The sequence below is a fragment of the Pseudomonas sp. LB1P83 genome (assembly GCF_054897885.1).
Genome location: NZ_CM142709.1, coordinates 6607071 through 6631432 on the forward strand (window position 1 = coordinate 6607071; position 24362 = coordinate 6631432).

25 protein-coding genes, 2 tRNA genes and 2 pseudogenes are annotated in these 24362 nt (G+C 57.6%); 8 read left to right on the forward strand and 21 right to left on the reverse strand.

The window, feature by feature from the left end; genetic code table 11:
- Window positions 1-8 precede the first annotated feature (8 nt).
- The 5 genes from ACYZTY_RS30435 to ACYZTY_RS30455 are packed head-to-tail and all read left to right on the forward strand — an operon-like array spanning window position 9 to window position 3826.
- Entirely contained in the window at window positions 9-701 is a 693-nt protein-coding gene (locus ACYZTY_RS30435; RefSeq protein WP_461956709.1) for a hypothetical protein, read from the forward strand.
- A complete protein-coding gene (locus ACYZTY_RS30440) occupies window positions 698-1621 on the forward strand; it encodes a hypothetical protein (protein WP_461956710.1) in 924 nt (307 codons plus the stop codon). The genes ACYZTY_RS30435 and ACYZTY_RS30440 overlap by 4 nt, the downstream gene beginning before the upstream one ends.
- Window positions 1618-2169, forward strand: a complete 552-nt coding sequence (locus ACYZTY_RS30445) for a baseplate complex protein (RefSeq protein WP_461956711.1) — start codon at window positions 1618-1620, stop codon at window positions 2167-2169. Before ACYZTY_RS30440 ends, ACYZTY_RS30445 begins: the two co-directional genes overlap by 4 nt.
- Window positions 2166-2876: a hypothetical protein gene (locus ACYZTY_RS30450; RefSeq protein WP_461956712.1), complete on the forward strand. Its 711-nt coding sequence runs from the start codon at window positions 2166-2168 to the stop codon at window positions 2874-2876. Before ACYZTY_RS30445 ends, ACYZTY_RS30450 begins: the two co-directional genes overlap by 4 nt.
- On the forward strand, window positions 2849-3826 hold the full coding sequence (locus ACYZTY_RS30455) for a hypothetical protein (protein WP_461956713.1): 978 nt from the start codon (window positions 2849-2851) through the stop codon (window positions 3824-3826). The genes ACYZTY_RS30450 and ACYZTY_RS30455 overlap by 28 nt, the downstream gene beginning before the upstream one ends.
- 843 nt (window positions 3827-4669) lie before the next feature.
- Here the strand turns inward: ACYZTY_RS30455 and ACYZTY_RS30460 are convergent.
- From ACYZTY_RS30460 to ACYZTY_RS30515, 12 genes and pseudogenes are all read right to left on the reverse strand, one after another.
- Window positions 4670-4967, reverse strand: a pseudogene (locus tag ACYZTY_RS30460) (hypothetical protein).
- 3 nt (window positions 4968-4970) lie between these two features.
- A complete protein-coding gene (locus ACYZTY_RS30465) occupies window positions 4971-5327 on the reverse strand; it encodes a hypothetical protein (protein ID WP_461956714.1) in 357 nt (118 codons plus the stop codon).
- 423 nt (window positions 5328-5750) lie between these two features.
- Complete coding sequence (locus tag ACYZTY_RS30470; RefSeq protein ID WP_461956715.1) at window positions 5751-6110, reverse strand: hypothetical protein; 360 nt, start codon at window positions 6108-6110, stop codon at window positions 5751-5753.
- 571 nt (window positions 6111-6681) lie between these two features.
- Window positions 6682-7137: a hypothetical protein gene (locus ACYZTY_RS30475; protein WP_461956716.1), complete on the reverse strand. Its 456-nt coding sequence runs from the start codon at window positions 7135-7137 to the stop codon at window positions 6682-6684.
- Window positions 7134-7643 carry a hypothetical protein gene (locus ACYZTY_RS30480; protein ID WP_461956717.1) on the reverse strand — a complete coding sequence of 170 codons (510 nt, stop codon included), beginning with the start codon at window positions 7641-7643 and terminating at the stop codon, window positions 7134-7136. The genes ACYZTY_RS30475 and ACYZTY_RS30480 overlap by 4 nt, the downstream gene beginning before the upstream one ends.
- A 133-nt stretch (window positions 7644-7776) precedes the next feature.
- A tRNA-Thr gene (locus ACYZTY_RS30485) sits at window positions 7777-7852 on the reverse strand.
- A 78-nt stretch (window positions 7853-7930) separates the two neighbouring features.
- Window positions 7931-8755: pseudogene (locus tag ACYZTY_RS30490) on the reverse strand (FkbM family methyltransferase).
- 342 nt (window positions 8756-9097) lie between these two features.
- Window positions 9098-10327 carry a methyltransferase gene (locus ACYZTY_RS30495; RefSeq protein ID WP_461956718.1) on the reverse strand — a complete coding sequence of 410 codons (1230 nt, stop codon included), beginning with the start codon at window positions 10325-10327 and terminating at the stop codon, window positions 9098-9100.
- A complete protein-coding gene (locus tag ACYZTY_RS30500; protein WP_461956719.1) occupies window positions 10308-10997 on the reverse strand; it encodes an ABC transporter permease in 690 nt (229 codons plus the stop codon). The genes ACYZTY_RS30495 and ACYZTY_RS30500 overlap by 20 nt, the downstream gene beginning before the upstream one ends.
- A complete protein-coding gene (locus ACYZTY_RS30505; RefSeq protein WP_010464638.1) occupies window positions 10994-11689 on the reverse strand; it encodes an ABC transporter permease in 696 nt (231 codons plus the stop codon). The genes ACYZTY_RS30500 and ACYZTY_RS30505 overlap by 4 nt, the downstream gene beginning before the upstream one ends.
- A gap of 78 nt (window positions 11690-11767) precedes the next feature.
- The gene (locus ACYZTY_RS30510) at window positions 11768-12514 is read right to left on the reverse strand and encodes an ABC transporter substrate-binding protein (protein ID WP_131061281.1); all 747 of its coding nucleotides are present in this window, start codon (window positions 12512-12514) and stop codon (window positions 11768-11770) included.
- A 13-nt stretch (window positions 12515-12527) separates the two neighbouring features.
- Complete coding sequence (locus tag ACYZTY_RS30515; RefSeq protein ID WP_027922189.1) at window positions 12528-13301, reverse strand: ABC transporter ATP-binding protein; 774 nt, start codon at window positions 13299-13301, stop codon at window positions 12528-12530.
- A 553-nt stretch (window positions 13302-13854) separates the two neighbouring features.
- Here ACYZTY_RS30515 and gabP point away from each other — a divergent pair.
- Together gabP and ACYZTY_RS30525 are read left to right on the forward strand one after the other, a co-directional pair.
- Window positions 13855-15246, forward strand: a complete 1392-nt coding sequence (gene gabP, locus ACYZTY_RS30520) for a GABA permease (RefSeq protein ID WP_461956720.1) — start codon at window positions 13855-13857, stop codon at window positions 15244-15246.
- Between the two features lie 359 nt (window positions 15247-15605).
- The gene (locus tag ACYZTY_RS30525) at window positions 15606-15932 is read left to right on the forward strand and encodes a hypothetical protein (RefSeq protein WP_461956721.1); all 327 of its coding nucleotides are present in this window, start codon (window positions 15606-15608) and stop codon (window positions 15930-15932) included.
- Window positions 15933-16008: 76 nt separating this feature from the next.
- On the opposite strand, the gene ACYZTY_RS30530 is transcribed toward ACYZTY_RS30525, so the two are convergent.
- The 4 genes from ACYZTY_RS30530 to ACYZTY_RS30545 form a co-directional block, all read right to left on the reverse strand.
- Window positions 16009-16461: a hypothetical protein gene (locus tag ACYZTY_RS30530; protein WP_461956722.1), complete on the reverse strand. Its 453-nt coding sequence runs from the start codon at window positions 16459-16461 to the stop codon at window positions 16009-16011.
- Window positions 16462-16466: 5 nt separating this feature from the next.
- Window positions 16467-16883, reverse strand: a complete 417-nt coding sequence (locus tag ACYZTY_RS30535; RefSeq protein WP_461956723.1) for a hypothetical protein — start codon at window positions 16881-16883, stop codon at window positions 16467-16469.
- 38 nt (window positions 16884-16921) lie between these two features.
- Entirely contained in the window at window positions 16922-17896 is a 975-nt protein-coding gene (locus ACYZTY_RS30540; RefSeq protein WP_461956724.1) for an alpha/beta hydrolase family protein, read from the reverse strand.
- 72 nt (window positions 17897-17968) lie between these two features.
- On the reverse strand, window positions 17969-19024 hold the full coding sequence (locus ACYZTY_RS30545) for a PDDEXK nuclease domain-containing protein (protein WP_461956725.1): 1056 nt from the start codon (window positions 19022-19024) through the stop codon (window positions 17969-17971).
- 262 nt (window positions 19025-19286) lie between these two features.
- On the opposite strand from ACYZTY_RS30545, the gene ACYZTY_RS30550 reads away from it, so the two are divergent.
- On the forward strand, window positions 19287-19736 hold the full coding sequence (locus tag ACYZTY_RS30550; protein WP_461956726.1) for a carboxypeptidase regulatory-like domain-containing protein: 450 nt from the start codon (window positions 19287-19289) through the stop codon (window positions 19734-19736).
- 37 nt (window positions 19737-19773) lie between these two features.
- Here ACYZTY_RS30550 and ACYZTY_RS30555 read toward each other — a convergent pair whose 3' ends face one another.
- The 5 genes from ACYZTY_RS30555 to ACYZTY_RS30575 form a co-directional block, all read right to left on the reverse strand.
- Entirely contained in the window at window positions 19774-20235 is a 462-nt protein-coding gene (locus ACYZTY_RS30555; protein ID WP_461956727.1) for a DUF4234 domain-containing protein, read from the reverse strand.
- A 326-nt stretch (window positions 20236-20561) separates the two neighbouring features.
- Window positions 20562-20637, reverse strand: a tRNA-Phe gene (locus ACYZTY_RS30560).
- Window positions 20638-20740: 103 nt separating this feature from the next.
- The gene (locus ACYZTY_RS30565) at window positions 20741-21013 is read right to left on the reverse strand and encodes an oxidative damage protection protein (RefSeq protein WP_010464608.1); all 273 of its coding nucleotides are present in this window, start codon (window positions 21011-21013) and stop codon (window positions 20741-20743) included.
- Window positions 21010-22077 (reverse strand): A/G-specific adenine glycosylase, encoded by a 1068-nt coding sequence (gene mutY, locus ACYZTY_RS30570; protein ID WP_461956728.1) that lies wholly within the window; start codon window positions 22075-22077, stop codon window positions 21010-21012. Before mutY ends, ACYZTY_RS30565 begins: the two co-directional genes overlap by 4 nt.
- A complete protein-coding gene (locus ACYZTY_RS30575; protein ID WP_461956729.1) occupies window positions 22074-24296 on the reverse strand; it encodes an AsmA family protein in 2223 nt (740 codons plus the stop codon). The genes mutY and ACYZTY_RS30575 overlap by 4 nt, the downstream gene beginning before the upstream one ends.
- Window positions 24297-24362: the final 66 nt, after the last annotated feature.

A 24362-nucleotide genomic window follows, 5' to 3' on the forward strand; every position in this document is an offset into this window, starting at 1 on the left:
CCACCGCCATGACAGTGATTTACCTTATTCAGAAGTCCGGAGCGTTAGAAGGTCCGGTTGAGTTGCCGGTCGTTCCAGGGCTTGGCGTGCAAATACCTTTCAACGCGGTGGAATTGGCTAGCGTCCTGCCGCCAGCCCGCGCTGGCCACACCTGGTGCGCAGTCAAAGGTGCGCCGGTGGAACTGCCAGACCTGCGCGGCGAGGTCTATGACACTACTACCGGTGCGGCGTCGCAGTTCGACCAGTTGGGCGACCTGCCTGCAGGCCTGACTCATATTCCCCGGCCGTCGCCCACTCACCGCTGGGAGAGTGGGGCATGGGTGCAAGACGCTTCAGCTCTGCATACGGCTAAAACGCTTGAAATCAATGGGCAGTGCGAAGGCGCCATCACTGCCGGTTTTTGGTCGTCGGCGCTGGGCGCTCGCCACTTTTACAGCAGCCAGCTGGATGATCAACTGAACCTGACGGGCGTCATTTTGGGCGGCCTGGACAGCCTTTATGCTTGCCGAGACGAGCAGGGACTCAAAGCCTTCATGCCGCACACCGTTGTCCAGGTGCGCCGTGTTGGGGATGACTTCACCTTGTTCAAACTGCAGCTGCTGCAGCGAGCCAATAATTTGAAGCAGCGATTGGACTTGGCGCTCACTGTCGGCGACTGCGATGCGCTCGCGGCCGTGACCTGGTCGGACTCACAGCTATGACCTGGGCACCAGTGACCATGCGCTGGCCAGAACAGGCGACGCAATGGATGGATGACCTCTCTGCCGCCAAGGATCTAGCCGGCGGCGAGCTGGCGAGTACCGCGTTGCGGCTAACCAGTCTCGACGGTCTGACCAGCACCAACCCAGGCCCGGTCGGAGACGCGGCCAAAGTCGCGATCGAGGCGGGGCGGGCGGCGCTGGCTGGACAAATGGGTGAGGCACCTGCCTGCCTGGTAGTGACGCCATTTCAAAGCGGTATCGGCCAAGGCCGTGGAAACCAACGTTTTCTGTCGGCACCCAACTTGTTGCAGCAGCTGGCCAGCAAACTGACCGACGGAACCGACACTGGTCGTCCCACTGGGCCGCAATACGCACTGTCGTTGCTGTTCCTGGGCACCAACTTCGCCCAGTGGGCCGACACACTGTCGCGTTTCAATGCATTGCTGCCGATTCCTGACCTGGTACGCGCTGAGCGTCGAGCTCGACATCTGTCGACGTTGGAAACGGAAAAGTGGGTAATCCCCAAATCTGGGCCGTTACCGCGCTGGCAATCGCTGCCGCTTGAGCGCTGCACTGTGGTAAAGGCCGCCAAACAATCGATGTCGGGCCAACTGGCGGTGCTGGAGGGTTACGTAGCCGACAGTTCGCCGATGGGCGATCTCGCGGCATTGGCCACGCTCAAGGCCGCTCAGCAGCAGGGTCGCGATCAACAGTTGAACGACCTCAAGGCCTTGCTCGCTGGTGGATCGGCTGACGGCAGCATGCGCGCGCGGCTGATCGGTCCTGGTGATGTCAACGAGCTGCGCCGCTCACTGCTCGAGGGCGACGCCCCGGGGCATGAATGGGTGCTGTCCGCCGGCGTGCTGCTGGTTGGATCGCTTGAAGGGTTGAGTTTTGTACGTGAGCTGGTGGGCCTATGACGCTACTTCTCGACGGCGAACAGATCCTCGGCAAAAAAATGAAGGTCACCGCCAACCTGCGCATCGAAGCCGACGACATGTCGGGGCAGACCAGCAACACGGACAAGGGACACAAGGGATTCAAACCCAAGACCCTGGCAGTCACGCTGATGATCCCCTTTGTGGACAAGGACCAGGTGCGCACGCTGATGCGCCTGGCGGAAGCCACGGCCAGTGGTGGCCAGCTCAAGAAGTATCGCATCGTCAATGACACTGCCGCCGCGTTCGGGATTCGTGAGGTCGAGTTCGCGGAAGGCGTCAGCGCCCGGGAGGACGATTCATTGAACGCCTGGCTGGTGCAGTTCACCCTGTCCGAAAAACTCTCCAACCCTGAGCGCGTAGAAAACCGTCGCGCCGGCAACAGCGTGAACACGCAATCTGCACCAGGACAAGCCGTCGCCGGCGATAGTGCCGGCGGTGCCGATGGCAAGGGCGGGGGAGAGGAACTGTCGGGCTTTGAAGCGACGCTGAAGAAACTCGACAACTACCTGGGCGGAACGGCGCAATGAGCATGAAGCTGCATAAGGTGCTCACCATCAACGGCACCACGTACCCGCTGGTCAAAGAGGATGTTCGGCTCGATCTGAAAAGTCCCGGCCGGGCGACGTTCACCATTCAAGCCGGTGCAGCCGTGACAGGCCTGGTCATGCTCGATGTCGGCTACAACGACGCTCCGCTGCAGCGTCACTTCATCGGCTATGTCGAGCGATCGACCACGGCCTCGAGCACAGAGCAGGTGCTGGCCTGTCGCGAGCTGGCAGCGATCCTGGCCAACCCATTGCCGCTGAATCTGCGCCATGTGGATCTGCAGGCCGTGCTGGCCGAGATTAGCACCAAGACCGGGTTGCGCTTTCGAGTGCCGGACCGGCCCTATGCCAAGGTCAAGGCACCGTACTTCTACGGCCTTGCCACCGGTTACCAGGCGATGGATAGCCTGGCCACGGTGTTCAACATCCCCGACTTCATCTGGCAGCAGCAAGGCGACGGCGAGGTATTTGTCGGCAGTTGGGCGGATAGCTTTTTCGGCACCCGTCAGCCGCTGCAGCTGCCGGCCGAACTGTTCGACGGCTACCAGAGCAATCAAAGCGCGATGGTCGCGGCCCTTCCCGGGTTGCGCCCTGGTGCATCAATCAACCAAGGCGATCGCATCACATCCGTGACGCTCGCCGGCAACCAGATGGCCATCCGATGGAAGAAGCAATCCGCCGCGCAGTAGATCGGCAATTCCCTGAACTGAGTGGCGGTTACCACCTGCCGCGCTTCGGCCGCGTTGTGGCGGTCCCTGATGCACCTGCAGCACCTGGTCTGTGCGACGACTTCCGGCCGCGCTTTGGCGTCGACGTCGAAGTGTTGCTGCCCGATGGCGAGCCGGATCCGGCTTTGCCGATCCTGACTAGCCTGCCGTTGCCGGCACCGATGGGCGGGCAAGAAGCCGGCATGTTCGGCTTTCCGGAGGAGGGCACCACCGTAGTGGTCAGTTTCGCCTACGGCCTGCCGAGTAAGCCCTTCATCACCCAGATCCTGCCGCACGGTCTGAGTCTGCCCCGGGTGCCGAAAGGTGACCAGGTGTGGCAGCACAGTGAGGCCTGTCAGCAGCGCGTCGACGCAGACGGCAACTGGTTGCGCCAGACCGATGGCAAGATCCAGGACAAGGCGATCGAGCGCGAAGTCGAAGCTCTGGACAACACCGAGAGCTTTCAGAATCACACCAGGACGGTGGACGATCATTCGACCGAGTCAGTGGGTGGCATCAAGAAGATCGAGGCGCTGGGCGCGCTCAAGCTGTTGTCTGGCGGATCCGCAAGTCTGGCGGCTGTGGACGATCTGCACCAGGCCACCGGCCGTGACTTGAACCAGGTGGTGGGGCAGAAGCACAACGCCACGGTGGGTGGCGACATGCAGGAGAAGATTCAGGGCTTGCGCAAGAGTGTGGCCGGGATCAGCCAGCAGCTGCAGGCACCAAAGAACTGGATCGGGTCGGAAACCATCAATTTGTTCAAGGTGGTGTGCGACATGCTTGATCTGTTGCAGCAGATGAATACCCAGCTCGCCGCACACACACACGTACCAGGGCCGACGCCGAGCCCGACTGATGCGGCGGCATTCACGGCGAAAGCGGCGAAAGCTTTGGCCCTATCGACGAAGCTGAAACCGATCACGCTTTGATTCGCATGTCAGCATTACGCATGATGGACAAGGGTGAAAGATGTCTGCGATTTACCGGTCTTTTATTCGGCAGCTTTAGCTTTCTTATGCAGTGCCATAGTTTTTCTGTTCCGGTATGAATGTCTTAGTGGTGGCTTTTCAATAGCGTTTCTATGTTTAAAATCAACTTGCAGGTGTTATAGGCACAATGTGCCTAAGTTGCCGTAGGCAGAGTTGCCTAAGTGTGCATACCGTTCGTCGGATTTTTCTGATGGCATTGTGATATTCAAAGTGTTGACATGTGTTGATCGAATTTGAGTACCCGATCAACGCAAACCCGCCATTTGTCGAGGTATGTGCCATCACATAGTGGCGACTTTCGCTTAGATACGACGAGGCCCGCGCAATGGCGGGCCTCGGGGCAGATATTTTCAGGTTGATTCCCGAGGGAATTCCTGTGGTAATCTCGCTTCAACCACTTACAGCTTTGCTTCTTTGTTACTCGCATCTCAAAGGGTATGGCCAAGTGACGAAGCCGTCAACAGTGCTCTATTAGCGAATTCGCTAATTAGCACGTTAATTACACCGCATAGTTAGACCATTAGTTACGGTGTTGTTATGAGCTTAATCACTGCGTGAGTGGGAAATATCTGCGGCGTTGTCTCAGAAGTAGCAGATCCCGCTAACCCTTTGGAGAATTAGCGAATGAAAATTTTCATTAGCCGATACCTTCCTGAAGAACTGATTCGACTGCTGCAGACCGCTTATTGGTCACTGCGGTTGATCAGGATTCTTCAGCAGCTGTAAGAAAGCACTAGCAGGGGTCATTGGCCCCTGCTCTCGTTTCCGACTGCAGATGCTCATCTATTCCAGTCGGCACCACCAGGATTGCGCATAGGCGCAACCATCGATGTACTCAATCCCACTTAAGACAAAACCAGTAACTGCCATCCCTGCCAGCGTAGCGTCCAGCAGTCTTGGTAACGGATCAGGGTCTCGAGGCATACCCACGTCAACTCGAGCGACATTGGCGCTGCGCCTGAGTTCTATGCTGTTCTCTGAATTCACCATCACATTGCCCCGAATTGCCGGATAGCGTCGCCGTTTCTTGGGACGTCAGCGCAACGCCTCGGCTTCTCATAGGGGTCACAAGCATATACATGTGCTAGCCCGCCTGATCTTCACTACGACAATCAATCAGTGCTTCCACTGCATAGGCCAGAGCGCCGTCAGCTTGCTCTAGGAGATCGCTAAGATCGTCACGGTTGATCACCTGATTCCGGTGTAGGGCGTGAGCCTGAGTTAGGAGAGCTTTATGGTGACGTCCAGGGTTTTCGAGCAGCGCGGCTTCGTCCCGTAGGAGTAATTCCCACTGCGCGATCGCGCTGGTCCTAACACCCGACGTTGCCAAGTGCTCCGTGTTCATCGATTCCTCCTGATCAAAAAATACTGTATGCATAAACAGTATATCGATTGGAGTCGCCAGGCAACGGTAGTCCGATGAAACGAAGATCAGAACCATACGACTGCAGGCGTTGGAGAAATCCGACGGGCGAAGAAAAAAACCTATGAAAAAGCACTTATCCCCCTCCCGCCGACGGGCTCTGTGTCCTTTTTTTGTGCAATTCCGGATGTAGTGCAAACGAACCTGCAGCCCAGGCGGGCCGTGGGGCTCTGCAGGGGGGCGGTCATTTCATTTTGTGAGAGGTTTTGCAAAGAGATGCAGCGCAGTTGCACAGCGGTGCAAGGGGCGGTCAGGGAGGGAGTATTGCTGGAGTGCCCGGTTTCATTGGACTAAAAATTTGAAAATGTGGGTTTCGGTGTGTTTTCCAAAACGCGCACGATCTTTTCGGGTGGCAATTGCCTGCATGCGGGGGAGGTGTGAATTCCCCTATAGCCCATATGCGGCAAGGGTTACAGGAGAATTACAGCGTTTCAGAGGCTTTCACGCCTCCTCAGCGTCAACCATTCGAAGGTGAGGTAGGTCGCTCATGTTCTGCAGGCGCGTAAATTCCTTGGTCACGATCGGGATCAGCACGCGGTTCAGAGCATCGCGCAACTTCGCAGCCTGGTCTTCGTTTAGCTTCTTTACGGTCCCGGTCAGTCCGCTGGCACACAACACATTGTCGGGAGGAATGCCCAGGTCATCCATGGTGCCATCGATGTAACCTCTTAGGTATTCGCGGCGTTGGAACAAAATCGAGCTTTCGGGTGCTTCCTGGTAATCCCAATGCACCTCCCAAGCCGCGCCGTTCTTGATGATTTCGATGATTGGTACTGCTGCTCGGGATGCTGTCTTACGCATGCTTTATTCCTCGATCAGGGCGCGCCGGGGCATTTTGAAGGATAGCTATGGGATGCCCCATTAAAGTTTTTTAACCTGACCCCCAAATCCCTGTCAGACGATGGATATCTGTCAGTAAGTGCTCTGGAGGCCCCGTATTTACTGGGTTTCAGATCTGACACCGAGGCTGGATGTTTGTGTCAGTTTTGCCATCAGAAATAAAAAACCTTTAAAAATCAGCTACTTGGTAACTGTGAATCTGACACTGCTGTTTTGTCAGGTTTTGACAGGTCGCTGACATCTTTCTGACATCAATGAAAACGCCTGAGAGCCTTGATTTAGAAGGGTTAGATAGTAGTTAGAATAGTAATCTGACAAAACTGACAAGCTTTTGAGGGGGCAGCCCTAATTTTTTTGCGCTTCGCATAAGGGGCGTTTCGTAACACGCGTTCACTCAGCAAGGGCTCTAAAAGTGCGGACTGTTACACCGCGATGGTGCCCCTAATCACGAGCTCTGGACCTGCGCACTACCTGCCTGTACCCAGCAGTTCTGCAGAGCATTGCTGATGCCGCGGCTTCAGTACTTAAATTCCTAAAAAAGCCGCGGTTGAGTAACGCTACTCAAACCTTCCAAACCTCCCTGATAGGCCGGTGCCGGTGGAATCAATATGCCTGTGCCGCCGATCTCTATGAGCATTGGGCTGAGGGCCCGGTTTTGAAAAATGGTGTGATTTTTTCCCCAATGCAAATTGATAAAGCGACGGGGCACTGCTCCCGGAAGTTGCGGAGCAGGGTTCGGTAAGATGGTTGTGGAGCCAACGGCCGTGTACACGAAAATCCAATCACCTGGTTGAACCATGCCTTGCCCAAACCACAGCATATGATCCTTCACAGGGACGGAGCCGCCTTCTGGCGTGGGTAACGTAAGGATTAAGCAATACTCTGCGAGATTGCAGAACTTGTGGACGTAGATAGCTATGCGCTCTTGGTTGGGGATTCCAGGATTCTGGACATCCACAATCTGAAGAGTCTCGATTGGTTTGATCATGAGTTTTTCCCCTTGCTCGGCAAGAAGTTAACCGCGAGAAGCCCCAAGCCAAACGCTGTCAACGGCAACCACAAAATTGAGCTGGCTTTGTAGAGGTCGAGTGCGAAGGAAAAGGCGATAGGGCTGCAGAAGATCAAGAATTTTTCGATTAAGGAACGAATCAGTGCAGCGCGTAGCCGCTCTTCCAGCCTGACGTTCGTCAACCTTTGCTCAACCAAATATGCGTTGGCTTTGTCCAGTTGAGTCTGAATAGTTGCAACCTGTTTCCGAGCTTGCTCTTTGTCGTGCTGGGCATCACTGATGATGGCGGCAATGACTGGGCCTAGTTGGTCTCCACCGTAATGATGGGGACTGCCCTCGATCAATCGAATGACAGTGCGTGGAAGAAAGTCGCCTTCCATGGGAGCGGGGGTGGGTCGGATATCGTCTGGCACGCCAGGCTGTTGGATGCCTGCTACACCGCTGTCTTTTTGTCCAGGATCAGGTACGGCCGATAATTCCGTCATCGTTCCCTCGAAAGGCACCCAGCTGTACCGCCAAGATAAAGGCTGGCTGAAAGTTTATTCCGTCTTGTTACGTGGTTTGTTACGTGTGACACAAAAAACAAAGGCCTGCATCGCTGCAAGCCTTTGATTTATATGGTGCCGGCACCAGGAGTCGAACCCGGGACCTACTGATTACAAGTCAGTTGCTCTACCAACTGAGCTATACCGGCGTGTTAGGGCGACGATTATAGCGATTGGGATGGTTCTGTAAACCCCTGAATTCAGACTATTTTTACTCAGCCTTCAAGTCAGGCGCGAAGGAGGGTTTTCTTGAGTTTCTGCAGGGCTTTCCAAGTGCGGCTGTTTTGCATCGCGCGCAGCTGCGCTTCGGCCTGTTCGGCGCGTTGCAGGGCGGCGGCGAGCTGGAGTTCGGCGTCGCTGACGGGGTGGCTGAAGTTGTGGCCTTTGCAGAACTGGAACTCGTCCAGGTTGCACGGCGGGATGTCGAAGGCGGGTTTGAGGTTCAGGTAATCGTTGGCGAGGTAGTAGGTGTTGATGCCGTCGAACAGGATGGAGTGGTAGCCGGCGTCGGTGACAAGGGTTTCCCAGGCCTGGTCGCGGTCCCATGGGGTTTCGATGAGGATGACCCACGGCCGCCATTGGGTGAAGTCCATGGCGCGCAGGACGGTTTCTTCGTGGCCTTCGACGTCGATTTTCAGAAAGTGAATCGCGCGGCCCTGGGCGTGTTCTTCGCAGATGGAGGTCAGGGTGCGGGATTTGACGGTTTGGCTGCGCACGTCCATGCCGGCGTCTTTGTGCCTTTGCGCCATGGCGGGGTCGAGGGTGGAGAGACCGGTGCCTGCAATGCCATAGAAGATCAGGTCGTCAGCGCTTTCGCCGGCCACTCATTGCAGGTTGGTGTCTTTGGAGCGTTCCTGGCACAGGGCCTCGTAATAATTGGGCATCGGTTCGACATTGATGCCAGTCCAGCCACGGTCATAGAAGGCTTTGGTCACGGAGTCGTGGCTGGGGTGGTTGGCGCCGACGTCGATGTAGAAGCCGTTTTCAACGGTTTTGAGGGCGCGCCACAGGCGGATGTCTTCGAAATTCTGTGCGTAAGAAATGAACGTCACTGTCGCATCCTGTCAGTCGGATTTTCTTGTTCGTGGCCGCGCTGTCGGCGCCCTTGGCTGTTTGTATAACAAGACTGGGTAAGCGGTGCGATTTTCCGCAGATGACGTCCCGGATTAGGCACTTATGTCCTTTGCATTAAATGCTTATGCACAATGGGCGCGGTGCTGACTGCTCTCATTACCCTTTTTGTAGACCCGTTCTCATTTGCCCGCAAATACCTGTTTTTTCGGTTTTTTTACAGGTGTACGAAAATTGAACAGTAGCGTTTCACCCCTGAAACAGGCGCTTATATTGGATCCACGATAATTCCATCAACAGAGTTATCCACAGGCTGTGGCTTTTTATGGGCGTTCTGCCAGGAGCAGTAAATTACGCGGCGTGAGTGGGGTTTCGCAGAAGGTACCGAGGCGAACGGTGTAGCCCTGCTCGGCGAGGAAAAGTGCTCGATCGAGTACCAGCCAAAGCTCCAGCGAGCGTCGGAAAAGGCCGCGCAACAACTCCAGATTGCGCACTTCGGCGAGTCGCTGCCAGCCAGCATCTTCGAGCGCGGACCAATCTTGCCGGCCGATTGTGGATAACTCTTTTAGTGCGGCCAAATGATGGCAGTAATCGGCGAAGGATTTGTCCAGCCAGGCACTTGGCAGGGAAGGGGTGGGCAGGTAGTCGTCGATGCCGCGGATTTGACGTTGCAGCAGGTCGAAACCCAGGCGTCGGGCCATCGAGGTGTCACGCTGACGCCGGACGCGAGCACCGGCGGTGACGGTTTCGCTCATCGGCAGCGAGAGATCGTCGAGGGAGAGTTGTAGGCCGGATCGCATACCGTCCGAGGAAAGCGGCTGATACGCAGGAAGGCTGGTCCGGTTATAGCAGCACGGCGCAATGGCCAGTTGTTTACAGCCTGCCGCACTGGCGAGCTGGATCAGTCGCACATGTAAATCACCGCAAGCATGCAGCGCGACGGGCGTGTGATCGGCGTTCAATAAAAAAGCAGTGTCAGGCGCAAGCACATCCTGTTCGACATGCAACGCATGCATTCGATGGCGTTGGCTGAGTGCCTGGCCACTGGAAACCAGAGCTTGGTCGTATTCCAGGCACGTGAGCTGTTGCCCTTGTTGCAGCAAACGCCGACCCAAGTGGCCCTTGCCCGAGCACCAATCCAGCCAATGCTTCGGTGGTGAGGTAAACACCAAGCGACTGGCGAACGCTTCAATCTGCTGCCACTTGCGCCCGGGCACGTCGACATTCAATCGATGCCCGGCCGCTTCCAGCGAATGCGCAGGCAACTCGCCCACCAAACTCAGTTCAAGGGACAGCGCCGCCAACGAAGCAAACGGCTCCGGCGCATCCAGTAAACCAGGTTGGTTATGACTGCTTTCCGCTTCATCCAGCGAACGTCCGCGTAGCCACAATGCCAGTTCCGGGTAGGACGCTTCCCAAGGAAGCTGCAGATGAGTGAACGGACGAGGTTTCCACAACGCCTGATGCTCAATCAGAAAAGCATCCAGCGCCGTGAAACGGGCGAGCAAGGCGTCGCCCGTCAACACGCAGGAATCAACGCCCTTGGCAGGCATCGACGCGCAGCCAGCGCTCCAGCAGCTTGAAGCCGCGAACCAGCACGTAAGCCATCAGCAGGTAGAACATGCCCGCGGCGAAGAAGATCTCCACCGGCAGGTAGGTCCGGGCAATGATGGTGCGAGCCATGCCGGTCAGTTCCAGCAGGGTCACGGTGCTGGCCAGCGCACTGGCCTTGAGCATCAGGATCACTTCGTTGCTATAGGCCGGCAGGCCGATACGCGCAGCGCGGGGCAGGATGATGTAGAACAGCGCTTTGGGCTTGGACATGCCCAGTGCACGCGCCGCTTCGATCTCGCCCGGTGGAATCGCCTGAATCGCGCCGCGCAGGATCTCGGCGATGTAGGCGGCCGTGTGCAGGGTCATGGTTGCCGTAGCGCACCAGAACGGATCGCGCAGGTACGGCCACATCGAGCTGTTACGGATCGCATCGAACTGCGCTAGGCCGTAATAGACCAGGAACAGCTGAACCAGCAATGGCGTGCCACGGAAAAAGAAGATGTAGCCGTAGGGAAATGCCCGCACGTACCAAAGTCGCGACGAGCGCGCGATGCCCAGCGGAATCGCCAGCAGCAACCCGGCGATCACGGCGATGGCCACCAGTTCCAGGGTCAGCGTCGCGCCTTGGGCCAGTTTCGGCAGCCACTTGATGATGACTTCCCAGTTCATTGCGTGCTCCTCGCGAAGCCGCGAGCGGCGCGTTTTTCCATGAAGTACATGCCGGTCATGGCGAGAATCGTCAGGCCCAGGTACATGAACGCGGCGACCATATAGAAGGTGAACGGCTGTTTGGACACGGTCACGCCGATTTGCGCGTGACGCATGATTTCTTCCAGTCCGATGACCGACACCAGCGCGGTGTCTTTCATCAGGATCATGAACAGGTTGCCCAGGCCGGGCAGGGCGATGCGCCACATCTGCGGCATGATCAGCCGGGTGAAGATGCGAAACTTCGACAGGCCCAACGCCACGCCGGCTTCACGATGCCCTTTGGGAATCGCCAGAATTGCACCACGAAACACTTCCGTGGCGTAGGCGCCGAAGCACAACCCCAGCGCAATTACGCCGGCAGCGAAGGCATTCAGTTCGAGGTCGGGATTGCCGAAAAACTCGCCCAGGGCACGCATTAGGTTGACCGTGCCGAAGTAGATCAACAGCACCCAGAGCAATTCCGGTATGCCGCGAACCAGCGTCGAATAAGTGCCGCCAAGCCATTGCAGCGGCTTGTACGGGGAAGTCTTGGCCAAGGCGCCGAGCAGACCGAGCACCAGCCCCAGGCACAGGGCCGAGAGTGCCAGTTTCACAGTCATCAGCGCACCAGCGGCGAGTGCCGGGCCGAATCCGTAGAGATCGATAGTCATGGATTTCTTTTCATTTTGCAGCAGGCAATGCCAGGGACTGGCGCCGTCAGCGAACGGCGCCAGCCAGGCAAGTCAGAATCAATAGATGCTGAACGGGAAGTACTTGTCGTTGATCTTTTTGTACGTGCCGTCTTCGACGATTTCTTTCAGGGCAAGGTTCAGCTTCGCGCGAAGGGTGTCGCCTTTGCGTACAGCGATACCGATCTTGTCGCTTTCTTCCACCGGGTCACCCTTGAATTCATACGAACGACCGGCGTCGCTTTTCAGCCACTCGTAGTTGACGTACTTGTCCGCCAGGATGCCGTCCAGACGACCGGAGGTCAGGTCGAGGTAAGCGTTTTCCTGGGTGTCGTAGAGTTTGACTTCAACGCCTTCCATGTTGTCTTCCATCCAGGTGCCGGCGAGGGTCGCACGTTGTGCGCCGATCACTTTGCCTTGCAGGGAAGCCTTGTCGGTTTTGAAGTCGACGTCTTTCTTGGCGATGAATTGCAGTTTGTTGGAGTAGTACGGATCGGTGAAGTCCACCGCTTGCTTGCGCTCGTCGGTGATCGACATCGAGGAGATCAGGAAGTCGAACTTCTTGGCGTTCAGGGCCGGGATGATGCCGTCCCAGTCGGACGTGACCACGGTGCAGTCGACTTTCATCTTGGCGCACAGGGCGTCGCCGATTTCCTTGTCGAAGCCGACGACATTGCCACTGGCATCTTTGTTGTTGAACGGCGGGTAGGCCGCTTCGATGCCCATCTTCAGGGTTTCGGCCATGGCACCGGCGCTGAAGGCCAGGGTGACGGCGGCTGCCAGAAAGACCTTTTTGTAGTTCTGCATGCGGGTAGCTCCGTTAGCGGTTGCTGGACATGAATTGTTTGCAGCGCGCCGAAAGCGGGTTGTCGAACACCTGCTGTGGCGATCCTTGCTCTTCTACCAGGCCCTGGTGGAGGAACACCACTTCGCTGGACACCTGACGGGCGAAACCCATTTCATGGGTGACCAGCAGCATGGTGCGGCCTTCTTCGGCCAGTGCGCGGATGACATTAAGTACTTCCTGGACCATTTCCGGGTCAAGGGCGGAGGTGGGTTCGTCGAACAGAATCACCTTGGGCTGCATCGCCAGTGTGCGGGCGATGGCCGCGCGTTGTTGCTGACCGCCTGACAACTGCGCCGGATAAGCGTGGCGCTTGTCAGCGATACCGACCTTGGCCAGCAGGGCTTCGGCGACTTCGATGGCTTCGGCTTTGCTTTGACCGAGCACCCGGCGCGGCGCTTCGATAATGTTGTCGAGCACGCTCATGTGCGGCCAGAGATTAAAGTTTTGAAACACAAAACCAATCTCGCTGCGCAGGCGATTGATCTGCTTGCCGTCGGCAGCGACCAGTTCGCCGTTCTTGGCGGCTTTGAGCTTGAGTTCTTCGCCGGCCACCAGGATCTGGCCTTGATGCGGGTTTTCCAGCAGGTTGATGCAACGCAGGAACGTGGACTTGCCGGAACCGGAAGAGCCCAGGATCGAGATCACGTCGCCGTCGCGGGCGGTCAGCGAGATGCCTTTGAGCACCTCAAGCTGTCCGTAGCGTTTGTGCAAGTTGCGGATTTCAAGCGCGGGCGTGGCCTCAGCCATGTGCGTTCCTCATAGTGTTTCGCTCCTGCTGTTGGTTGGCCTTCCTGGCGAGGCGGCCAAGCTAGCATAGCGTTCGAATGGCAGCCAACAGCGCTACGGGCGGTAAACGGGTGGCATGTGGCAGGTTGTCGCATCGGTACAGCAGACTGTCGCGCTGCTATCAACCGAACAGCCGTTTGAACCAGCTGCCCCGCGGGTGTCGCGTAAAAAAGGGCGCGATGGTGCCAGCTTTGACGGGGTGTTGGAAGCGCTATCCGGCCAAACGTTCCTGATCTGCACTTTTATTGTGCATCGGCCCATTTATGAGTGTGTTTCCGGTGCGCTGTTTCGTTCCTTAAGTGGGTCGCAGGGTAACGCTCTGGCAAATTGCCATTAATCTCAAGGACTTGCGATGACTGTCCGGTCACGCCGCTGGCCCCGTGCCTGAGGAGTTTGAAACATTTTGGCGCAATTATTGCGTGCAGAATCCGGAACGCCCCGTTGGTTTCTTTTTACGAGAAGGAACGCCAGACGGGATGGATGCAAATCGCTTTCCCTTACAAAGGTAGTTTCAATGAGCAGTACCCCAAGCTCCAATGGCCTCGAACAGGGGCTCAAACCGCGTCATGTGACCATGTTGTCGATCGCCGGGGTTATCGGCGCCGGCCTGTTCGTCGGCTCCGGCCACGCCATCGCCGCCGCAGGTCCGGCTGTTCTGTTGGCTTACGCCGCCGCCGGTGCACTGGTGGTGCTGGTCATGCGCATGCTTGGCGAGATGGCCGTCGCGTCGCCAGATACAGGCTCCTTCTCGACATACGCCGATCGCGCGATCGGTCACTGGGCCGGTTTCACCATCGGCTGGTTGTACTGGTGGTTCTGGGTGTTGGTGATCCCGCTGGAGGCCAACGCCGCCGCAACCATCCTGCATGCCTGGTTCCCCAACGTGGCCATCTGGGCCTTTACCCTGGTCATCACTTTGCTGCTGACAGTGACCAACCTGTTCAGCGTGAAGAACTACGGTGAGTTCGAATTCTGGTTTGCCCTGGTCAAAGTCATTGCGATTATCGGTTTCATCGGCCTCGGCATTATGGCGATCTTCGGCTTCCTGCCGAACAGCCAAGTCAGCGGCGTTTCGCATCTGTTCGACACCCAGGGCTTCCTGCCAAACGGCATGGGCGCGGTACTGGGCGCCATTCTGACTACCATGTTTTCCTTCATGGGCACCGAGATCGTGACCATCGCGGCCGCCGAATCGAAGAACCCAGGTCAGCAAATCTCCAAGGCCACCAACTCGGTGATTTGGCGGATCGGCTTGTTCTACCTCGTGTCGATTTTCATCGTTGTGGCCCTGGTGCCATGGAACGACCCGGTATTGGCCGCAGTCGGCTCCTACCAGACCGTGCTTGAACGCATGGGCATCCCGAATGCCAAGCTGATCGTCGACATTGTGGTACTCGTTGCAGTGACCAGCTGCCTGAACTCGGCGCTGTACACCGCATCGCGCATGATGTTCTCCCTGGGCAAACGCGGCGATGCGCCGGCCGTTTCCCAGCGCACCAACAAAAGCGGCACGCCATACTGGGCTGTCATGTTGTCCACTGGCGCTGCCTTCCTCGCCGTGTTCGCCAACTATGTGGCCCCGGCCGCTGTGTTCGACTTCCTGCTGGCCAGCTCCGGCGCCATCGCGCTGCTGGTGTACCTGGTGATCGCGATTTCGCAACTGCGTATGCGCAAACAGCGCATGGCTCGCGGTGAAAAAATCGCCTTCAGCATGTGGCTGTTTCCGGGCCTGACCTACGCGGTGATCATCTTCATCGTCGCGGCGCTGACCATCATGCTGTTCCAGGATGCCCATCGCGTGGAAATCCTCGCGACCGGTCTGCTGAGCTTGTTGGTCGTGGCTGCTGGCTTGTTTGTGGCGCGCCGTCGTCGCAACGAGAAGTTGATTGCAGCGGTAGCGCGCTGAGTGTTCTGACTCAAGCCAAACGCTGCTGAAACACAGAAACGATCGCCATCAGAAATGATCGCGGTCGTTTTTGCTTTCATTCAGACGAATTATCGAGCGGCTATCTGATGGACACGATGATGGCGAGATAGTAGCCTTCTCGCCGAATGTGTATCTCGCTGTTGCGAGATGCGATGGAGTTTCAGGACACGGATTGTTCGACGCCCCCAGCCTTCCTGGCTAAAGCACCGACCCTTTCTTGCCTGTTCCCTCATCTGACGTCAGTCACGGATGCGTTTGCGTGTGCTTGCCGTTTAAAAGAGCTGCATGGAGATAGCCCGGCCATTCAGCCAACCCATTGGGGCATCAAGGAGTCAGGCATGGCGTTTACATCGGTTGTGTTCAAAAACCCTAACACCGGTGCCATGAAAGAAGCGCCAATCGGCTTCTCGTGGACCGTGTTTTTCTTTGGCTTTTTCCCGGCCTTGTTTCGTGGTGATTTCAAGTGGGCTGCGATCATGTTCGTCGTGGCCTGCTTCACGTTCAGCCTCAGCAACCTCGTGTTCATGTTCATCTACAACAAGCTGTACGTGCAGGACCTGATCGCTGCCGGTTACAAGGCTCAATCCATCGCCAAAGGCGATCTGAGCTATGCCAGCGCCAAGATCGGTATTGAAATCCCGCGTCTGGAAGGTGTTGCTGCCTGATTGTTGTTTTTCAGGCTTAAAAAACGGCCGCTGTCAGTGATGACAAGCGGCCGTTTTTGCTTTCAAGGGCGAGTGTTTACTCGCTCTTTTCTTCCTGCGCATCCAGCGACTGACGATAGCTGTCCAGCGCATCGCCAAAATCGGTGATGAACTGTGGATCGGTTAGCCAGGCCTGTGCGGCGTCGCGATCCATGCCGTCGGCCCACATGCGGTAGTCGATCAGCATGTCGGCGGCCAGGTGAGTGGCGGCCATGGCTTCGTTGTCGGCGTTTTCCATGTCCAGCAGTTCTGGATGGTCGCTGATGATCCCTGCGAGGTCTGACAGCAGGGCCAGCAGCATGTCGTTACGGCTGATGGCTTCGGCGTCGCGCATTTTGCTGAACATCGCCAGGGTGTAATCCGGGATCGGCTCGCCGATTTCACCCAGGTCATCGTCCAGCGCGGCGGGTTTTCGGCCGTGGATGTTGATTTGTTTGGCTTTGATCTTGGCGCGCTTGGCGCGTTTTTGCTGCTTGTTCAGGGATGCCATTAAATTCAGTTCGCTTTCTGTTGAGTTTGAGCCGCAATGACGTCGGACGCCGCTACGTAGTCAGCTTGGAAGGCTGGTGATTCGATCCATGCCAGGGCGCCGGCTTCATCGACTTCGGTGGACCATTGGCGATACTCGATCAGCGCCGCGAGGATGAAATCCATCGCGCCTTCTTCGCCTTCCTGCTCGTACACCAGTTCCAACAGCGGGTCTTCGAGGAAGGCCACGCACATTGCTTGCTGGCTGGTTTTTTCAGCGTCGATCATTTTCTTGAACAGTTCGGTCAAGTCCACCGATTCGAAGTCGATTAGATCGTCGTTCGGGTCCAGCTCGACCGGCGCGGCGGCCCGCTGGGTGCGGTTCTGCTTGGCCTTGGCTTTCGCGCGGGTGGCGCGTTTGTTCTGCTTGTTGGCGGATGCCATGGGTGTCTTTCCGTAATTCGATGAGAGGGGCGGGTCGCTCAGTTGCGTGGCACTCGCCGCCCGGGTGTATCGGGGGCCAGTTCGCCGGTCTGCAACCAGGACAATGCAATGGGCCATAGTGTGGCTTGGTATGCGCTGCGAAAAAAGGCGAAATGTCCGACTTCTTCTTCGCCGATGTCTTCGGGGGTGATTCGTAGATGGGTGTTTGTGCTGCCGGTGAAGTAGCCAAGCAGGCGTTCGATGGCCGCAATCGTACCGTAAGGATCGTCACTGATGCTGATGGCCAACGTTTTTGCGCTGACGGATGCGAAGGGAAGCTGCCCGGTTTTTGTGTACATGAGGCGACCACTGGGTCGCGTTTCGTAGCGTGCAGTGGGCGTGCTCCAGTCGCGAACCACTGCGGCGGGCGTGTCCTCCAGCCAGCCGAGGCGTTTGCCTGGGAAGTAACCGCACAGCAGGGTCATCAATGGCATCAGCACATGCCACTTGCCGAACATCCGCCAGCGATGGGCGGGCGCATAGTCGCGCCAGTACGCGAATTGCGCGCCGACCGTCACCAAGTGCCGAATCAGATGCCCGGACGCTCCCAGGCCCGCAGCACAGCCTCCAAAGCTGTGGCCGACAACGTCGATGGGCTGGCCGGGGAATTCACGCTGAGCGCGCTTGAGCATCGCCTCGAAATCCAGCACGCCCCAATCGGACCATGAAGCCTCCAGCCCTTTCAGCGACATCGGGCGCGACTCGCCGATGCCGCGGTAGTCATAGGTGATGACATCGAAATCGTTGGCGAACAGGTAGTCGGCGAAGCGCGAATAGTGCCGGCAACGAACCGAGGTGGCTGCGTTGATGATAACCACCGGGCGGGCGCTGTCCTGAGAGGCGTGCCGCCAAGTGAAACCGCCGAGGATGAAGCTGTCTGCGGCAGGCTCTTTGAACGGTTCGCCAGCAGTGTCGGTGGTCAGCGACAATTCGATTTGAGTCGGTGCCAGTGAAGGCATGTCCTGCAAATTCATCGGCTTTGGACCTTTGCGGGTAGTTGCCAACGATAGTCCTCGCATCGCTTGTGAACAATCCGTCCGTCGTTTTCACAGCGCCCGATTGTGCTGTCGTTCCTCAAGCACCGCACGCTCCCGATCCAGTTCCGCACGAAGTTCCTCTTCGCTCGGCAGTACCAGCTTGTACTTGCTGGCGAACAGTTGCTCGTTGCCCTCCAGCACTGAATAGCGCACCACCGACTCATCTTTCTGCGCGCAGAGAATGATCCCGACGGTAGGGCCGTCTTCCGGTCCGCGTTTGAGGTCGTCGTACATACGCACGTACATGTCCATTTGGCCGACATCCTGGTGGGTCAGTTCGCCGCGCTTGAGATCGAAGATGACGAAGCACTTGAGCAGGTAGTTGTAGAACACCAGGTCGATGTAAAAGTCTTTGCTGTCGGTGCTGATGCGTTGTTGGCGGGCGATAAAGGCAAAGCCTTTGCCCAGTTCAAGCAGGAAGGCTTGAAGCTGCTGGATCAGTGCTTGTTCGAGATCGGTTTCCTGGGTCAGGCCCGCGTTGGGCAAGCCCAGAAATTCCAGCATCACCGGATCCCTGATGAAGTCCCGAGGGTGTGCGTTCATTTTCTGGATGTTGGTTGCGGCTTCCTGTTTGACAGCGGGGCGGTCGCGGCTTGCTAACAGGCGTTCGTAGTAGAGAGTGTTGATCTGGCGTTCCAGGGCGCGGGATGACCAGTTCTGGATAGCTGATTCATTCATGTACCAGTGGCGTGCGTGTTCGTTATCCACTCGCAATAGCCGGCGGTAGTGGGTCCAGCTCAATTCGTGACGCAGTGCGTCACACTTTGGGAAAGCTTGATAAAAAAGACGCATGTAACGGAGGTTGGAGGCGTCAAAGCCTTTCCCAAACTGCGTTGTTAAAGCCTTGGCTAACGTCGGCAGCAACTGCTTGCCGTACTCCGCCCGCTGAGCCCCTTCTTGCTCAAACTCGACAATATGCCGTCCGATCTGCCAGCACGTTTGCACCTGAACGGTATCGACCGCTCGCAGCACCTTCTGTCGCGCCTGACGAATCAGTTCGCCAAGGTTGCCCACCAGAGAGGTGAGTTGTGGGTCTTGATTGTTTTCGGTTTTGACGATGCTCATGAGTCTTCCGCGGCTGGAGGAACAGGCGAAAGAGGATGGCAAAAGAGGGCCGGGTGGCGATGCAGGGCGTGGCTGGGAAAGCCGAAGGAAATGCCGGACTCGTTTTGCAGGATCCTGCCGACGGCAGACCGGACATGAGGAATACATGCCGTAGTCCATTTCGCAGTGAGCTCAAGACCGAATCAATCTAAAACTTGGCCGTCGCCCGGGAAATCAAAAGTGAAGGACCAGGAGGGCGCTGTGGAGCCCAGGAGTCGTCATCATGAAGTTCATCCATTTCCTAATGTTGCCCATCGCCACCGTCGGTGTGCTGATGTTTTCTGCAATGTCAGTTGCCGCCAGCCTCGAGCCCGTCGACAGTTCAGGCGTGCAGATTCAGCGGCAGGAACAGAACGGGATTTCCTACTTGTCCGGCGGTATTGGCGAGGATGAGGCGAAGGCCATTCAGCAAACGACCGGCTACAACCTGCACATGACTTTTTCCATTGGGCCGGAGGGCAAATATGTACCGGATGTTGAATTGGTGATTCAGAGTGTTCAAGGTCGATCAGTGCTGACACTCAGTCAGGCCGGGCCTCTGGTGTATGTCCAGTTACCGGCTGGCAAGTACACCGTGGTCGCCACTCGTAATGGTGAGGAAAAGCGCGACACGACAGATGTCGGCAGCGCTGGCGTGCGTAATCTGGTGTTCAACTGGAAGGGTGATGAGTGACGGTGGCAGTCTGTCGAGACTGCCCCTCGCCAGTTGATCAGGCTTGCGTCGTCTGGCCGCGCAGGATCAGTTGTTTGCGCTGCTCTTCAGGCAAGTCGTTGATGCAGTAATTCACGTAGAAAATGTTCAGGAAGAAGGTATAGAACCCGTTCATGCGCAGGTCGATTTTGTGCTCGTTGAGGGCGTATTCCGACAGCGCGTTTTTTGCCTTGAAGGCCCACACGATGTACAGCGCGTTCAATGCGATCAGCAGAATGCCGGAAAGCGAGTCGAACAAAACGTCGCCCAGGTTCGACAACGCGCCGCTCCAGCCAAGGCAGACGGCGATCCAAATAACGTAAGTGTCGTCGACCACTTTGATTTTCGTCGTTTCGTTGATCTTCTGGTTGCTCTTGTACAACCACAACAGCAAGTAGATGCCGGCGGTCGCAATCGACAGCAGGACCATGTTCAAGGTTTTGGTGTTGATCTTGTCTTTCAGTTCATTGATGTCGGACATAACTGTTCCATGTTCAGGGCTTTCGAGAAGGGGGCGTGCCTGGAAAGCTGTCGTCGAGCAGGGGGAGGGCAGTGTGTTGCGGGGAGGGGTAAAAAGCACGCACTCCTTGCGCTGTCTCTATCCTGTATCGACTGATTCGGATGCGGGAGCATCGGGATCAATGTTGGCTTTATTCCATGCACGCGCAAAATCATAGCACGGTGCCATCATCGTGCCCGAGTAGTAAAGCGTGATTGTTTTTCGGCATCTGCGCTGCGGTGGGCTGTCGTTATCAAATCCCAGGCATAAAAAAACCCTGAATCTTGCGATTCAGGGTTTTCGGTATTTGGTGCCCAGAGACGGAATCGAACCGCCGACACGGGGATTTTCAATCCCCTGCTCTACCGACTGAGCTATCTGGGCAACGGGGCGCATTAAACGGGTTTTTCAGGGGGTCGTCAAGCAAGTTTTCAAAAAATATTTAATTATTACCGTCGCTTACGATCCGACCCCCGAGAAAGCAGAATTATTCCGCTGGCGGAACGTAGCCGTCAGCTTTGGCGTATTCCTCGCCGGAGAAGTACTTGTCCATCTCGCCCTGAAGGTATTTGCGGTCTTCGGCGTTCATCATGTTCAGGCGTTTTTCGTTGATCAGCAGAGTCTGGTGTTTCTGCCAGTCGGCCCAGGCCTTGGCCGAGACGTGGTCAAAAATGTCCTGACCTTTTGCGCCCGGGAATGGAGCGCGCTCCAGGGCGGGCAATTCTTCTTTGTACTTGCGGCACATGATGGTGCGGGTCATGACAACTCTCCTGCGTTCAATACGGCGGCCGCGCGTTCGAGCAAGGTTTTGACCGGGGCGGCAAGGCCCAGGCGCGGCGGGGTGGCGAGGTTATACCAGAGCCAGTCGGCCTCGGCCACGTGATGGCCGGCCTCTTGGACCTGAACCAGCCAGGGTTCGATGGACAACTGAAAGTGGCTGAAGGTGTGCACCAGGCTCGGCAGCGCTTGTTGCGTGCCCAGTTCCAGTGAGTGCTGCGAGGCCAGGTGTTGCAGGTCGTCGAGGTCGTCGAGTTCCGGCAGGCTCCAGAGACCGCCCCACAAGCCCGTGGAAGGGCGGCGGTAAAGCAGAATCGCGCCTTCGCCGTTGGCGAGCATCGGCATCAACGTGCGCTTCTGTGGCACGGTTTTGCGCGGTTTGGGGATCGGGTAACGGGTTTCCAAGCCGAGCATGTGCGCTTCGCAGCCCTTTTCCAGTGGGCACAGCAGGCAGCTCGGTTTGCTGCGGGTGCAAAGCGTGGCGCCCAGATCCATCATCGCCTGGGTGTAGGCGTTGACCCGATCATGCGGCGTGAAGCGCTCAGCGTTCGCCCACAGCTGTTTGGCGACTTTCGGCTCCCCCGGATAACCCTCCTGCGCGGTAAAACGCGCCAGCACCCGTTTGACGTTGCCGTCGAGGATCGGCGCCCGCAAGCCCATGCTCAGGCTGGCGATGGCACCGGCCGTGGACAGGCCGATGCCCGGTAAGTCGACAAGCTTCTCGACATCCCGCGGAAACTCGCCGCCGTACTCGGCCACGACAATCTTCGCGGTCTTCTGCAAATTGCGCGCGCGGGTGTAGTAACCGAGGCCGGTCCACAGGTGCAGCACTTCGTCTTCCGGCGCAGCAGCCAGGGCTTCGACCGTCGGCAGCGAGGCCATGAAGCGGTCGAAGTAATTCAGCACGGTGCTGACCTGGGTTTGCTGCAGCATGATTTCCGAGACCCACACCCGATACGGCGTGATGCCTTGTTGCCAAGGCAAATCGTGGCGGCCGTGGCGGTCGTACCAGTCCAGCACCGCCGATGAAAACTGCTCGGCTCTCATCGCTTGAACAGCCCCTTCAACGCATTTTTCAGCTCAGGGCTGACTTTGTCGCCAAGCTTCTCGTCGATTTTCTCGCTGATTTTTTCGCCCGCCAGTTTGGTGGCGACCTGGCCCATGCGTTCGTTATCGAGGCGGCAAGCCTTGGCGCCCAGTTCCAGCGGGCCACGGCAGCGCAGCGGCCACTCGATGCCGACGAACTTCTCGCCAACCTGGCAGGCCGGGTCCGGCATGTCGCTCTTGTCGCCTTCGACGATCACGCCCACGCGGTAATCCATGCCCAGCACCCGCAGGTCGACGTCGCCGTCACCGTTGACGGTCATGCCCGGGATACGCACTTTCAAGTCCGGGTTGCTGGCCACGCCGTTACGGAAGGTCAGGTTGCCCTTGAGCTCCTGGAATGGCGTGTCCTTGCCCCGTGGCTCGCCGCTGAGGGATTTGCGGTTCAGGGTGGCGATGCCTTTGCACAGCTGTTGCTCGAGATTGGCATTGAGCAGGACGCCGTTATTGATGACAAAACTGGCGTTGCCGTTGAGGGTGTCGATCAGTGCTTGTTGGCTATTGCCGCTGCCGGTCAACGCACTGTTGAGCGTCACCAGGCCTTTGACCGGCGGATTTTTCCCTTGGCTTTCGAGGATCTTTTCCACAGGCACTTTGGTGATATGCGTCTGCATATTCAGCGCCGGCACTTCCTGGCGCACATCCAGGGTGCCCTTGGCTTCGAAGTTGCCGTCGTACAGATCGCCGCGCAGGTTTTCCAGGGTCAGCAAGCCGCCCTGGCCGGTAGCCTTGAGCGCTGCATTCTGAATCGGCAGCTTGTCGAGGGTCAGCAGGCCGAAGGTCAGGTCGGCGTCCACGTCGAGTTTGCGCAAACGTTCTACCGGCAACAGGCGTTCAGTACTCCAAGCGGTTTTGGTCGGTGCGGCGGGCAACGGTGTACTGCCGGCGCCCGCCATGGCATCGGCTTCGGTGCTGGCGACTTCGGCCTGACGCACTTGCGTTGCGCTATTGGCTTCGGCGGATTTCGGTGGCAGGTAACGATCGGCGTTGAAGGTGTCAGCCTTGAGGGTCGCGCGCAGCGATTGCTTGGCGAAGTCCTCGACGGCGATACGGCCACTGAAGGTGCTGTCGTCGACTTTCAGATTGATGTCGTCGAACGACACGCTGGTCGGCGTGCCCGCCAGACGGCTGACCAGCTCGACCTTGCTCAGGCTGCCTTCCGCCATGGCCGGGAGTTTCTGGCCGATGCTGTCGACGAATTTCGCCAGGTCAAACTGAGCAATCGAAATACCGCCGCTGATTTGCGGTGTCTTGTCGAGGTCGTTGACCTTCAGTTCGCCCAGTGCGCGCAATTGGTTGGCGGAAATCTTGATGCCGTTCCATTCGGCGACGTTCGCGGCTTTATCCAGCAGTAACTGGCCTTGGGCGGCGAAGGTCATGGTTTTGCCTTGCAGCGGATCGCCGGCGACTTCGCCGGAGAGTTTCATGTCTTCGAACTTGTAGCGCTGCAGTGCGCGTTCAAAACGCAGCTCGCCATTGAGCTCGGTACGCACCCGCAGGACCGGCTGGTTGGTGCCGAGGAACGCCGTGAGTTTGACCGGGATGTTGGTCGAGTCGTGGATAGGGCCGGTGCTCAGCTGGATGCTTTCGGCGCTGAACTGCTTGCCGGTTTTCTCGTCGCTGTATTCAACACGAGCGTTATTGACGGTCAGGCTGTCGATGTCCAGGCGAATCGGCTGGGCCGGTTTTTCCGCCTGAGCGGTGGTTTCCGGCGCTGGAGCAGGTTTGCCAGGAGTGGCCGGAGGGGTGGCTGGCGCCGGGGCTTTACCAATGTCTTCCCAGTTGCCGTGGCCATCCTTGTCGCGATTCAGGCGCAGGTTCAGACCTTCCACACGCACATCACTCATCTGCACTTCGCGGCGCAGCAGCGGCAGCACGCGCACTGACAGGCCAAGCATCTGCAGGTCGGCGAACGGCTCGGTGGGTTTGGCCAGGGTCGCGACACTGGCGTCGTGCAATTCCAGGCCAAGCCACGGGAACAGGCTCCAGCCGATATCGCCATTGAGCGTCAGCTCGATGTGGGCCTTGTCGCGGGCAATCTGGCGGATCTCGTCTTTATAGTCGTTGGGATCGAAGAGGTGGGTCAGGGCAAAGCCCAGCGCCACAATGATCAGCAACAGCCCGAGAAGTACCAGACCCAGGATTTTGCCGAACGCTTTCATGGGCGAGTCCTTGTAGTTAGTCGAATTCGAAATTTAGCCGGGGAGTATAGCGCTCCGAAGCGGACG

What these genes read in the sequence shown, in the direction of transcription:
- ACYZTY_RS30475 (WP_461956716.1), bottom strand. Translation starts at nt 7,137, where the DNA reads ATGATCAAACCAATCGAGACTCTTCAGATTGTGGATGTCCAGAATCCT.
- ACYZTY_RS30565 (WP_010464608.1), bottom strand. Translation starts at nt 21,013, where the DNA reads ATGACCCGCACCATCATGTGCCGCAAGTACAAAGAAGAATTGCCCGCC.
- ACYZTY_RS30515 (WP_027922189.1), bottom strand. Translation starts at nt 13,301, where the DNA reads ATGGCTGAGGCCACGCCCGCGCTTGAAATCCGCAACTTGCACAAACGC.
- ACYZTY_RS30510 (WP_131061281.1), bottom strand. Translation starts at nt 12,514, where the DNA reads ATGCAGAACTACAAAAAGGTCTTTCTGGCAGCCGCCGTCACCCTGGCC.
- ACYZTY_RS30540 (WP_461956724.1), bottom strand. Translation starts at nt 17,896, where the DNA reads ATGAATTTGCAGGACATGCCTTCACTGGCACCGACTCAAATCGAATTG.
- ACYZTY_RS30525 (WP_461956721.1), top strand. Translation starts at nt 15,606, where the DNA reads ATGGCGTTTACATCGGTTGTGTTCAAAAACCCTAACACCGGTGCCATG.
- ACYZTY_RS30445 (WP_461956711.1), top strand. Translation starts at nt 1,618, where the DNA reads ATGACGCTACTTCTCGACGGCGAACAGATCCTCGGCAAAAAAATGAAG.
- ACYZTY_RS30575 (WP_461956729.1), bottom strand. Translation starts at nt 24,296, where the DNA reads ATGAAAGCGTTCGGCAAAATCCTGGGTCTGGTACTTCTCGGGCTGTTG.
- ACYZTY_RS30550 (WP_461956726.1), top strand. Translation starts at nt 19,287, where the DNA reads ATGAAGTTCATCCATTTCCTAATGTTGCCCATCGCCACCGTCGGTGTG.
- ACYZTY_RS30480 (WP_461956717.1), bottom strand. Translation starts at nt 7,643, where the DNA reads ATGACGGAATTATCGGCCGTACCTGATCCTGGACAAAAAGACAGCGGT.
- ACYZTY_RS30545 (WP_461956725.1), bottom strand. Translation starts at nt 19,024, where the DNA reads ATGAGCATCGTCAAAACCGAAAACAATCAAGACCCACAACTCACCTCT.
- ACYZTY_RS30495 (WP_461956718.1), bottom strand. Translation starts at nt 10,327, where the DNA reads ATGCCTGCCAAGGGCGTTGATTCCTGCGTGTTGACGGGCGACGCCTTG.
- ACYZTY_RS30505 (WP_010464638.1), bottom strand. Translation starts at nt 11,689, where the DNA reads ATGACTATCGATCTCTACGGATTCGGCCCGGCACTCGCCGCTGGTGCG.
- ACYZTY_RS30455 (WP_461956713.1), top strand. Translation starts at nt 2,849, where the DNA reads ATGGAAGAAGCAATCCGCCGCGCAGTAGATCGGCAATTCCCTGAACTG.
- ACYZTY_RS30535 (WP_461956723.1), bottom strand. Translation starts at nt 16,883, where the DNA reads ATGGCATCCGCCAACAAGCAGAACAAACGCGCCACCCGCGCGAAAGCC.
- ACYZTY_RS30450 (WP_461956712.1), top strand. Translation starts at nt 2,166, where the DNA reads ATGAGCATGAAGCTGCATAAGGTGCTCACCATCAACGGCACCACGTAC.
- ACYZTY_RS30435 (WP_461956709.1), top strand. Translation starts at nt 9, where the DNA reads ATGACAGTGATTTACCTTATTCAGAAGTCCGGAGCGTTAGAAGGTCCG.
- ACYZTY_RS30530 (WP_461956722.1), bottom strand. Translation starts at nt 16,461, where the DNA reads ATGGCATCCCTGAACAAGCAGCAAAAACGCGCCAAGCGCGCCAAGATC.
- ACYZTY_RS30440 (WP_461956710.1), top strand. Translation starts at nt 698, where the DNA reads ATGACCTGGGCACCAGTGACCATGCGCTGGCCAGAACAGGCGACGCAA.
- gabP (WP_461956720.1), top strand. Translation starts at nt 13,855, where the DNA reads ATGAGCAGTACCCCAAGCTCCAATGGCCTCGAACAGGGGCTCAAACCG.
- mutY (WP_461956728.1), bottom strand. Translation starts at nt 22,077, where the DNA reads ATGAGAGCCGAGCAGTTTTCATCGGCGGTGCTGGACTGGTACGACCGC.
- ACYZTY_RS30500 (WP_461956719.1), bottom strand. Translation starts at nt 10,997, where the DNA reads ATGAACTGGGAAGTCATCATCAAGTGGCTGCCGAAACTGGCCCAAGGC.
- ACYZTY_RS30470 (WP_461956715.1), bottom strand. Translation starts at nt 6,110, where the DNA reads ATGCGTAAGACAGCATCCCGAGCAGCAGTACCAATCATCGAAATCATC.
- ACYZTY_RS30555 (WP_461956727.1), bottom strand. Translation starts at nt 20,235, where the DNA reads ATGTCCGACATCAATGAACTGAAAGACAAGATCAACACCAAAACCTTG.
- ACYZTY_RS30465 (WP_461956714.1), bottom strand. Translation starts at nt 5,327, where the DNA reads ATGGTTCTGATCTTCGTTTCATCGGACTACCGTTGCCTGGCGACTCCA.